Source organism: Paenibacillus sp. 01T422 (assembly GCF_056398785.1).
Window position 1 is genome coordinate 1 of sequence record NZ_JBFTQB010000161.1, and the last position, 11,600, is coordinate 11,600.

Here is an 11,600-nt window from a genome sequence, read left to right on the forward strand (position 1 = left end):
ACCATGCATCAACCCGCTTCATGTACGGCATTATCATTGGTTGGGTACTTTCTTTCGTATCCTTCACGTTGTACTTGAGTAAATTTAATTACTACTTCAATGTCATTCATAGTTTCTTTGATTTCAGTCCCGGTACGTGGAATTATTTGGTTTTAACCAAATTCAACCCAGATTGGCTTATTCGCATGCTGAATATCGGTGTTGGGCTATTCTACTGCTCATTGCTCGGCTTCGCGATTGCCTTCACCCGCAGCCTTAGCACATGGAAGCAAAGGATCGGTTATGGAGGCCTCTTACTCTTTTTTATCATCGAGACGATCTATTATGATCCTTCTTTTCATATCGCATTAAGTAACCAGATTGATAACTTGCTGTTCTTTAACACGATGGAAATTATCCTAAAGAGCCTTCGCTACCTCATACTTTTTGTTGCTTTTGGGTTACTCATCAACTATTATTTGAATTATCCGAAAATTAGGTTCATCAAAAATTTGACATTGTATCATGTTCTGCTTTTTATTCCACTCGTCGTGATCCATCTGTTTATTTTCTCTTGGGCTCCGAAAGTATTGGTGAAAGAAACGTATTTGAAAGGTTATTTCAACTATCTGCAGCCTCCTCTTGGCTATCAGTCGATCCTTCTACCTGTGTTTCCATTTGCAATTTATTTAACCCTGTTTTTGATGATTTACCTGGTGTACAAATTTAACTCGATTGAGAATTACCGCAAAAACCGCGATATTCAAATCAATAAAAGCATCGACACGGCAACGCTCGGCACGCGTGCATTTACACATGCTCTCAAAAATCATTTGATTGGCATTCAGTCCGAGGCTGCCTATCTGAAGGAGCGACATCAGGCGGACAACGAAACCCTGTATAGTCTTGACCTCATCTTACAATCGTCACAGTCGGCGCTAACCAGCATTAATGATGCCGCTGATAAATTAAAAAATATCAACCTGAATCTCCAACCGATGTCCATTGATCTTCCGCTTCAACACGCTATTGCCCGGCTTAAAGAACAGACCAACCGCTGCCAAGTAGATTATTCGCCAGATACACTGCCGGCCAATTGCTATATCGATTCCAACCATTTCACCGAAGCCATCTATAACCTACTCCTCAATGCCAGCGAATCTCTCCAGTTTCGGGATGACGGCCACATTGTGGTTGAGGGAAGTCAGCAGAACGGTTGGGCGCTCATCCGGATTTCGGATAACGGCCCAGGCGTCGCCGAGGAGCACTTGGACACGATATTCGATCCTTTCTTCACCACCAAAGCTTCTGTTAATAATTGGGGGATCGGCTTGTCCTATTGTCATAAAATCATCATAGGCCACGATGGCAAGATTGTCGTAGAAAGCAAAAAGGACGTCGGAACGACCTTTACGGTGTACCTACCAATTATCTAAGTAATGGACAGCTGACGAAAGGGGATCCTGTACAATGACACACCAACCCATCCGTATTCTCATCGCTGATGACATGGAAGCTCACCTCAGAAGGCTGGAAAGAACATTCGCCAGACACGATGATTTCGCCTGCGTGGCGCGCGTTTCCTCGGGGCACGATGCAGTTATTCAAGCAGCGCTGCATCAACCGGATGTGATTCTCATGGATATCGAGATGGAATCCCAATTTGCGGGTATTCAAGCGGCGAGGACCATTCACGACAAATATCCCCAGATGAAAATCATCGTGCTCACCGTTCACAAGGATGAAAATTTCATCTTTGCCGCCTTCCAGACGGGCATCACGGACTATTTGTTAAAAACCGCCGCTGACGCCGAAGTCATGGAAGCCGTGCGGGCTGCCTACATGAACGCATCCCCCATCCGCCCGATAATTGCTGAGAAAATTCGCGGAGAGTTTGCACGCGTGAAGCGAGCGGAAAGTAGTCTACTTAATATTATTCAAATTATTTCGGAGCTTACGCCAAGTGAACTGCAGGTTCTTCGCTTACTCTGCGAAGGCAAGAAACGGAAGCAAATTGCTGAAGAGCGCTTCGTCGAATATGAAACGATCAAGAAACAGATCAATTCCATTCTCAAGAAATTTCAAATGCCCGATTCAGCGATGGTCATCCAAACCATTAATGATTTGCGGATTTTCGAGGTAATGAAGAAGCTCTAGGCCGGCTGTAAGCCATAGCAAAAGACTGCCCTACAAGTGGAAGACCTACTTGTGTGGCAGTCTTTTGAGCCTTTCATAGAAAACCCCCTCTGCAGATGGTGCTTTAGTCTCTCAAACTTATTTCCGATAAATCCAATGAATTCCTTTCATTTACAATATCAATCAAAAGACGGGCATTCTATCCGGGATACATCGCTCCTTCACAGCTTTCACATGTAAATTGTGGAGGGACTGTGGGATTTCCTTGATCCATTCGGTTAAAATCTTACACAACCTTAAGCCGTATTTCTTCGGGTTCCGAACAAGTCAAACAAATAAACTTCACTGTCTGTTTGGACAGAAGATAGTTGCTTATGGATATTTGTGGTTTCTTCTTTTTACCGAATCATCCTTTCTAAAAAGCCTCTTATTCGTTCACATACGGCATATCTTATCGTAAGTAGGCCCTCTTCTAGACAGACTTCTCTCTTATACTCATAGTAACCATTCATACTTTGGGCATACTATTGGATCTTTCCCTGTAGCTTTCTGTACTTATCTTTTAAAAAAGTCACTATCCTCATGGACGATGCCTACCTCTACCTCTTCCCCCAATTAAGCTTGTTCGCCAAAAAAATCTCATAAAACATGCTTTGTCTGTACCTGCGCCTCTTCCTCCGTCACACGACTAACGAGCTCCATCTCTACTTGCCCATAGTGCTATCGCAATCCCTATGTTGTACTTTGTGCAACATGATGAACGCATTTAGCCCTCCGCACTCCCCTATATTGTACTTTGTACAACATTACGGGCTACAAACCGCTGTTTTCGTGTAACAGCGCCAAATTGATTGTACTTTGTGCAACGAGGGCTGGAATTACAAGCAGTAGACCGCTTTATGTTGCACAAAGTACAACGAAGCATCCCATGGCACCATGAGGAGACCCGTGGTAGCCCTAATAAAGGGGTAAGCTTTGCTTACCCCAAAACATATAATTTCTTATCTTTCGAAAAAGGCTACCGACAGTAACGAATCGGTAGCCTTCTTTTCATTTTACAATCAGCTCATGATTCAGCTGTTCAACCAACTCAAGCAGCTCCAGAGGCTCGCGAATTGTATACGCAGGCACCTCTGTTTCATCCGCAGGTGAATGAGGATAACGTGTTGTCCAGCTTTGGAAGACACTCGTTATTCCAAGCGCATTGGCACCCTTAGCATCACGACTCAAATTGTTGCCGACCATAATTATGCGTGAGCAATCTGCCTCGTTAAGGTCAAGCGCACCTATCGCCGCCTTAAACAAACGAGGGCTTGGTTTACTTGCTTTAATCGTCTCTGAGTAAATCATAGTTGCAAAATAATCATACAAATTATTTTGTTTAAATACATTCTTAAACGACTGTGCATCCCCATCGGCCACCAAGGCGAGTGTATATCCTCTTTCAAAAAGAGTCTTCACCATAACATCCGCCCCAGGTATGATATCCGCACTTACAACAATCCCATCGGCATCTCGGACTTCGGTTGATTCATCGATAATCGTATCTCCGCTATCCAGAAATATGATCAATTTCTTGTCATTCATGTTGGAGTCATCCTCACTTTTCGTAATATCTGAATACTTGTGTGCTTACGCCATTGTAGAAAGAAGAGATTTCATGCGAGCAGGAATCTCGCTTCTCAGTTCATCCCAAGATACGAAGATATCTTCTGGTGCCCACTCGTGCAGCTCATACTCAAAAGTTGGCTGAAAACGGAAGGTTTGCATATGCTCTTCAGCTAGCTCGTCAATGCCTTCCCCTGTTTTAAACTCTCCTTTAAACATGTCTGGCTCCAGAACACCTCCATCTCCTATCTCTGTAAGGCAGCAGGATTCCACGTTAGGAAGCAAACGGAATACCTCTGCCAGCGGAGACATCGCATGTTTGCCCGGCTGCACATACAGATTGACGCGACCATCATCCGTTCTATTGCTGCTATCGCGCATAATGCCAAGCAGATATCGCCCATGGAAGCTCACTTCGCATGAAAGGATTGCCCCTTCATGGTCGATATACATCCAGACATGTTCCAGGTCATAAATATGCTGGATATCGTAATCATAATAAATCGCGTATTCGATTACCATTTGAACCCTATCAGGATCAACTTCAATGTTTCTGTTAAAAGATAGTGAGGGCCCGGATGACTTGTAAACGGTAACTCCTACACGATCAGGTTTAAATGGTTCCAGACGATCCATATACAGCAGGGGTGCAACACGAACCACAGTGTCCCAATGTGGGATATTCTCAGATATTTTCATTGTAGAACTCCTCCTTTGATCCCTTTGAGCATCAGTTCATTCGCATAATGGCAGGCTGCCAGGTGCCCCTCGCCCACCTCTTGTAATTCGGGTGCGGTTGTCTCGCACAACGACGTTTTGTACTCACATCTTGGATGAAAATGACAGCCCTGCGGCGGATTCGCCGGATTCGGAACCTCACCTTGCAGGATAATTCTCTCCCTTTTAATCGCCGGGTCGGGATTAGGCACGGATGAAAGGAGCGCCTGCGTATACGGATGTTTTGGCTGCTGAAATAGGACTTCGGTCGTTCCCAGCTCTACAATTCTCCCCAAGTACATGACGGCAATTCGGTCAGATATATGGTTGACAACGGACAGGTCATGGGAAATAAATAGATAGGTCATTTGATATTGCTGCTGCAAATCCTTCAGCAAATTAATAATTTGCGCTTGCACAGAAACATCAAGCGCTGATACGGCCTCATCGCAAACAATAACTCTAGGATTGGTGATGAGTGCTCTAGCGATTCCGATACGTTGACGCTGTCCTCCCGAGAAGGCATGCGGATATCGCCTCAAGTAGCTTGCATTTAAGCCCGTTCGTTCAGCCATCTCAACAACCATTTTTTCGATTTCCGATTTAGTTAGTTGTGTAGACGCCCTTAATGGCTCGCTGATAATATCGTAAACAGTCATTCTCGGATTCAAGGAAGAATAAGGGTCTTGGAAAATCATTTGAATGTCTTGTCGCACTTCTTTGTAAGCTTGTTTTTTCAGCTGCAAAAAGTCGACTTTCTGGCCGTCCTCTGTAAAGTAGTACACTTGGCCGGAGGTCGCTTCGATTCCCCGAACTAAGCACCTGCCAAGCGTCGTCTTGCCGCAGCCAGACTCGCCTACCAGACTGAATGTCTCGCCCTTGTGTATGGTAAACGAAATATCCGAAACCGCTTTGACCGAAGCTKCCCTGCGAGATCTTCCAAGGCCTTCGGACGCAGGATACTCCTTGACTAGATTCTGTACTTGCATAATGAGCTGATCGGTCATGGCTGCACTCCGTTTCCACTTGGTTTATCGCTATACAGAAAACAAGTGACCCTATGATCATCAGACAGCATCGTCTGCGGAACTTCATATTTATCACAAAGACCCGGAATCCGATCCTTACAGCGATCGTAGAATCCGCACATTGGAGGCATGTTGATTGGAACGGGCACTGTTCCCTCAATCGATTCTAAACGAGCCTTGTTGCTGTGGATCGTGGGAATAGAACGCAGCAATCCTTTTGTATAGGGATGCTTCGGATGATGGTATATTTCTTGTACTGGGGCTTGCTCGACAATCTTCCCTAGGTACATGACTGCAACTTCATCGCACATCTCTGCCACAATGCCTAAATCATGCGTAATAAACACAATAGCCATGCCAAAATCCCTCTGAAGCTGCTTCATTAACTCCAATACCTGGGCTTGAATGGTTACATCCAGTGCGGTTGTTGGCTCATCGGCAATGAGCAGCTCGGGTTCGCAGGATAATGCCATTGCAATCATCGCTCTTTGCATCATGCCACCGGAAAACTCATGTGGATATTGGTGGAATCGCTTGTCCGGGTTCGAAATCCCCACACGCTGCAGGATGTCAATCGTCATTTGGACGGCTTCCTTTTTGTTTTTGGTGCGATGAAGCAAGATGGATTCAATAATTTGATTGCCAATCGTATACAAAGGGGAAAAAGCAGCCATCGGCTCTTGAAAAATCATCGCGATTTTGCTTCCACGAATGGCACGAATGTCAGCCCCGTTTCTTTTGAGCTTCACGACATCGACATCCCCAAGCTGGATGGATCCCGAAATCTTTGAAGTCTTCGGCTGAATGCCAAGAAGAGCTTTGCCCGTGATACTTTTGCCACAGCCAGACTCCCCTACGATGCCCAAGGTTTTACCTTTTTTCACATGGAAACTAACCCCGTTCACTGCTTTTAACATACCCCGGTCTGTTGGAAAATGTATATGCAATTCATCCACTTGGAGAAGCGTTTGAGATTGCTTTGCTGTAGCCGATTCTGCCATAAGAAATTACCTCACTCAATTAGAATGTATGTATTATTTGTAAGGATCCGCCGCATCCCGCAGGCCATCGCCCAGAAAGTTGAAGGAGAGAACCGTGGTGATCACAAAGATAAGCGGGATCAATTTCCATGGATACAAGGCGACATTTTCCATTTGCTGAGCTTCCTGCAGAAGCACTCCCCAGCTTGCCGCAGGCGAACGAATGCCCAGTCCGAGAAAGCTCATAGCCGTTTCACCGATAATCATCGCCGGTATAGCGAGTGTCATCGTGACAACAAGGTAACTCATAAATCCAGGAACAAGGTGTACGCCAATGATCCGGGCACTGCTGACGCCGGAAATTCTTGCCGACATGACATAATCTTCGTTTCTTAGGGACATAAATTTACTGCGTACAACCCTAGCCAGCTCAGTCCATTCAATCAAAGCCATAATAATCGTAATGTATAAAAACATTTGCACGATAGGAACCTTCGGAGGTATCGCCGCAGAAAGTGCCATCCACAGTGGCAGCGTGGGAAAAGAGCGAATAATCTCAATAAGCCTCTGAATAATCGTATCGATTAAACCGCCGAAATATCCTGAAATCCCACCAATCAACAAACCGAGGATAAAGCTGATGCTGACACCGACAAGAGGAATGGTAAGTGAAACCTGACTACCAAGAACGATTCTTGAGAACAAATCCCTGCCCATGCCATCCGTACCAAAAACAAAATATTTCCCAGGCGCTTCTACGCCAAATAAATGTTTGTTGCTCGGAATTAAGCCTAGGAACTTATATTCCGTTCCTGTTACAAAAAATTGAATGGCATACTTTTTCTCCGTATCTTCTACGAATACTTTTCTAAGCGTTTCCGGATTGCGTTCCGATTTGAGTCCATATACGAAGGGAACAAAGTGAAATTTATTTGAGGCATCTATCCAATGCAATTTGGAGGGTCGGCTGTTCAAATTCACGCTGTCATAGCTGTCCAGCCCTTGCGGGGCAATAAAGTTGCCGAATAATGCGAGCAAATACATAAAAGTTAGCAGAAAAAGGCTGACTCTCGCCAGTTTATGCTTCATTAACTTGCGAATCATCAGCCGCCAGTGGGAGGCAGCGTAATAGGATTCTTCTTTATTTACAGCAGCATAACGTTTGGACCCTAAGAGATTTGACCATAAAGTTGAACCGCGAAAACTCGTTTTCATTCGTCACATTCCTTTACTTTGCATGCGGATTCGAGGATCGAGCCAGACGAGCAATATATCCGAAATCAACGTACCAAGCACAATGCATACAGCCATGAAGAGTAACCACGTGCCAGCAAGGTACATATCCTGCGTAAGCAGGGCTGTGTACATAACGGGTCCCTGTGTAGGTAGATTCAGTACAATAGCCGTAATGGTTGAACCTGTGAAGATAGCGGTAAGCGACCATCCAAGCGTACTGATAATTGGATTAATGGCAGCTCGAACCGGATACTTTATAATAATTTTCTTCTCTGAGAGCCCCTTTGCTCTGGCCGTTAACATATAAGGCTTGTCCATCTCATCAAGCATCTGCGCTCTCATGACACGTATTAAATCGCAGGTGCTGCCGGTGCCAATAACGATGACGGGAATGATCATATGCTTAATGAAATCCATGAATTTGGCAAAGGACCAAGCTGTTTCTACGAATTTGGGAGAAAATAAGCCAAGCATTGGGTCGCCGAAGCTAACATAAGAGAAGTACATTAGAATAATGGCCATCAGAAAGTTAGGTGTTGCCATTCCAAGAAAACCGATTGCTGTAAATACATAATCACCAACGGAGTACTGCTTCACAGCACTATAAATCCCAATGGGGATTGAAATTGCATACGTAAACACCATTGAAACCAAGGAAACGACAAGCGTTAGCGGCATGAATTGTCCAATAATGGCAGATACCGGGCGGTTAAAGCTGAGTGAATACCCGAAATCCCCCCTGCTAATCATGCCCCATATCCATTTGCCATATTGCATATACCAGGCTTGATCCAATCCATAGGCTTCACGCATCAACTGAAGCGATTGATCATCCATGATTTCACCGCTAGTTGACATCTTGGAGGCATACGTACTGATGAAATCCCCTGGAGGAAGCTGAATAATGAAGAATACTATGATAGAAATGAACAAAACGACCGGGATCATCATGATCACTCTTCGCGCGATGTAGGTTAACATGGTTTTCCTCTCTTCATTACGCAAAAAATGGGAGAGGACAAGCCCCCCCATTTTTACGCAGCTTGTTGTTTATTTCATGAAAAATTGATCCGGATGGGCATAACCTATGCCTCTATACTCATCGGCATTTACTAGCGTTGGCACATTCTTCACATTATTCTTAACAACCGTGAGGTATGGCGTAGCCGCTGTATAGCCAATAACCCATTGGTTTTTCTGGTGAAGCTTAATGATTTCATTACTCCATTTTGTAATTTCATCTTTGGTCTTAGCGGCCTTCACCTTGTTCCAATTCTCCATGATCATGGCAACGTCGCCTTCTGGCTTAACGCCTTCCTTACCATTAGAGGAATTGTACAAACCGTAGTGACCGAACCATGGTGTAATGAACCTTTTTCTTCGTAAATCAGTAAGGACAGATTAGAGTTATCATCAAATGTTCGGTATTTATGATTGCTATCCCATTTCAAACCAATATCATCGAAAAGTTTCGCAGCACGCGCAACGTCGAACGAGACCCATTGGTTTTTCCAGCCATCTTGGTAGTTCGGAAGGCTTTCAGGTACAGAAGATTGAGCTGGCAGACCGACACCACTCGTAATAATTTCGGATACTTCCTTGCGATCTACAGCGACAGATAACGCTTCTCTGAAACGAATATCTTGGAACAACTTACGGAGCTTAGGATCTTCTGCTGTTTGATTTAATTCAACGCCTGTGCTGGACCAACCTGGTGTTTTCCATGGAAGAACACGGTAATTCCCTTTTTTCTCATTTTCTTTGAGTACGGTGTAATCCTTGAAATCAAATTGTGCAATTTCCACGTTTCCTGCCATCGTTTCAACCAGCTTGTGGCTGCTGTCTTGCATTTTCGTCATAACGATACGATCGATGTATGGAAGCTGTTGCCCTTCCGCGTCCGTTTTGAAGAAGTAAGGATTACGCTCCATCACGAAACGAGCACTGTTCGCATCGTTCTTCGCAACCCACGGGCGAAGTGTTGGACGCTGCGGATATAACCAGTAATAATAGCCTGTCCATAAACCTAGAGTCTTCGTATCTGCGAAACCATATTGTTTGGCAACCTCAAGTGCTTTAGCTTCGCCGATAAACTCAGGCAAAATTGTTTTATAATAATGCGCAGGCGCAAAGAACCATTTATTATCAATTGCCACGCGCTCTAGGAACTGAACGCTTGGATGTTTGAAGGTGACCTTGAACGCATAGTCGTTCACTTTGGTAACTTCTGCTCTTTCTTTCGCTCCTGTTACTGGATCATTGGAATAATAGCAATCGTACAACGCTTTACCGAACGTTTCTGGAATTAGCATGTGCTCCCAGTAGAAAATAACATCATCAGTAGTAAATGGTTTTCCATCCGACCACTTCATGCCTTCACGCAAATGGATGACGTATTCGGTGGAATCCGCATTCACTTCATAACTTTTGGCAACGTTAGGTTCTACGCCATTACCATCTTGCTTGAAACGGAAAAGTGGTTCTTCCGTTATCATTTCAATACCCCATTTGTCATCTGGCCCGTTCCAAGGATTGTTCCAGTCACCGCCGTATGTACCGATTGTTTCGAAGACCGGCTCTACCATGACGTCGTCTTTAACTGGAAGCCGATCTTTCACCACAGGCAATGTACCTGCTTTAACAAGTTCTTGCAACATCGGAGCTTCTTTGAGTGCAGCGTTATTGCTAGTTGCACTAGCTTTGGGTGCAGCTGAAGGAGTTCCAGTCACTGCTGCCGCTGAATTCGTTTGACTATTGCTTGATTCACAGCCAGTCAAAGCTGCAAGGAGACCAAGAGCAACTACGCTTACTACTAATTGTTTTCTCACTGTAGTTTCCCCACTCTTCTCATTCGAATTTTCTGATAACATAAAATACCAGTTGCGCAATATCAGATTATATTATGTCACTGACATATACAATCGTTCCGTATTTATTGATTTTGTAAACCATATAATTCCAAATGCAACTTGTAATCATCCGATAAGTACCTTAACAAAAAGAAAACATTATCTTTCGAAGGGCACAAAAGTGAAAACACACAAAATTAATAATAATTTTCTATATCAATGACATATAATTTATTATTGAAAATAAAAAAAACCTTAACATTTGGAAGAGGGGGATTACCCGCCCATCTTCCACTGTTAAGGACTCATTATGTATCGAATAAGGTCTATACGGTAAGAAGGCTATGCACAGAACTGCGTTCAATAATCGAAGTATTTACTTTAATCGTAATAGCTCCTTCTCTGGAATTCTCCATCCGTTTGTGTAATAGATTGACGGCAACTTGTCCAAGTTGCTCTGTCGTTTGCCTAGCTGTTGTCAATGGAACAGGAAGCAAACTAGCCAATAGAATATCAGAAAAACCGACAATAGACAGCTGCTCAGGTACGGACTTATTCATGTGAAAAGCCGTAAATAAGCATGAAGTCGCCAAATAATCATCGGTGCATAAGACGGCTGTTAGAGAGGGATTGTTTCTTAGAAACTCCTCTATTTGTGGATTGAAGGCAGTAAGATTATCCAGGTAATCCTCCGAACACTGCAAAAAAATATTTTGCCGGTTCAGCGAAAGATTGTGATCCAACATCGCCTGTACATAGCCTTGATACCGGTCATTCCTGCTGGTCACCCCATCAAATGGCATGGAGATATATCCGATTTCCTTATGTCCTTTTGCAATCAAATATTCAGTAAGGCTATACGTTCCTTGAAAATGATCGTGATAGACGCAATCAATATGTACCTCCCGGAAAATCCGGTCGATAATGACAAGCGGATAATTCATAAGATTCAGAGCCAGAACCTTTTCACTGCATTTCTCCCGCCCTCTAGGGTACAAGATGATGCCATCTACTTGATCGTCGTACAACTCCTGAAGGCACTCACTTTCATCCTCTTTGTCTTTGGA

11 protein-coding genes are annotated in these 11,600 nt (G+C 44.1%); 2 read left to right on the forward strand and 9 right to left on the reverse strand.

What is annotated here, in order from left to right; all coding sequences use genetic code 11:
- Both AC1DUA_RS11595 and AC1DUA_RS11600 read left to right on the forward strand, forming a co-directional pair.
- The coding region (locus tag AC1DUA_RS11595; protein WP_477499894.1) for a sensor histidine kinase at positions 1-1,415 on the forward strand (1,415 nt) is incomplete at its 5' end.
- A 34-nt stretch (positions 1,416-1,449) separates the two neighbouring features.
- Positions 1,450-2,136, forward strand: a complete 687-nt coding sequence (locus AC1DUA_RS11600) for a response regulator transcription factor (protein WP_477499895.1) — start codon at positions 1,450-1,452, stop codon at positions 2,134-2,136.
- A gap of 1,029 nt (positions 2,137-3,165) precedes the next feature.
- Here the strand turns inward: AC1DUA_RS11600 and AC1DUA_RS11605 are convergent.
- The 9 genes from AC1DUA_RS11605 to AC1DUA_RS11645 form a co-directional block, all read right to left on the reverse strand.
- The gene (locus tag AC1DUA_RS11605; protein ID WP_477499896.1) at positions 3,166-3,702 is read right to left on the reverse strand and encodes an HAD family hydrolase; all 537 of its coding nucleotides are present in this window, start codon (positions 3,700-3,702) and stop codon (positions 3,166-3,168) included.
- A 45-nt stretch (positions 3,703-3,747) separates the two neighbouring features.
- On the reverse strand, positions 3,748-4,422 hold the full coding sequence (locus AC1DUA_RS11610) for a hypothetical protein (protein WP_477499897.1): 675 nt from the start codon (positions 4,420-4,422) through the stop codon (positions 3,748-3,750).
- The gene (locus tag AC1DUA_RS11615; RefSeq protein WP_477499898.1) at positions 4,419-5,447 is read right to left on the reverse strand and encodes an ABC transporter ATP-binding protein; all 1,029 of its coding nucleotides are present in this window, start codon (positions 5,445-5,447) and stop codon (positions 4,419-4,421) included. The genes AC1DUA_RS11610 and AC1DUA_RS11615 overlap by 4 nt, the downstream gene beginning before the upstream one ends.
- Complete coding sequence (locus AC1DUA_RS11620) at positions 5,444-6,469, reverse strand: ABC transporter ATP-binding protein (RefSeq protein WP_477499899.1); 1,026 nt, start codon at positions 6,467-6,469, stop codon at positions 5,444-5,446. Before AC1DUA_RS11620 ends, AC1DUA_RS11615 begins: the two co-directional genes overlap by 4 nt.
- A gap of 33 nt (positions 6,470-6,502) precedes the next feature.
- Entirely contained in the window at positions 6,503-7,663 is a 1,161-nt protein-coding gene (locus tag AC1DUA_RS11625; RefSeq protein ID WP_477499900.1) for an ABC transporter permease, read from the reverse strand.
- A gap of 3 nt (positions 7,664-7,666) precedes the next feature.
- Positions 7,667-8,665: an ABC transporter permease gene (locus AC1DUA_RS11630; protein WP_477499901.1), complete on the reverse strand. Its 999-nt coding sequence runs from the start codon at positions 8,663-8,665 to the stop codon at positions 7,667-7,669.
- Positions 8,666-8,734: 69 nt separating this feature from the next.
- Positions 8,735-8,971: a hypothetical protein gene (locus tag AC1DUA_RS11635; protein ID WP_477499902.1), complete on the reverse strand. Its 237-nt coding sequence runs from the start codon at positions 8,969-8,971 to the stop codon at positions 8,735-8,737.
- Positions 8,968-10,512 (reverse strand): ABC transporter substrate-binding protein, encoded by a 1,545-nt coding sequence (locus tag AC1DUA_RS11640; protein WP_477499903.1) that lies wholly within the window; start codon positions 10,510-10,512, stop codon positions 8,968-8,970. Before AC1DUA_RS11640 ends, AC1DUA_RS11635 begins: the two co-directional genes overlap by 4 nt.
- Before the next feature lie 347 nt (positions 10,513-10,859).
- A partial coding sequence (locus tag AC1DUA_RS11645; RefSeq protein WP_477499904.1) for a substrate-binding domain-containing protein occupies positions 10,860-11,600 on the reverse strand: 741 nt, incomplete at its 5' end.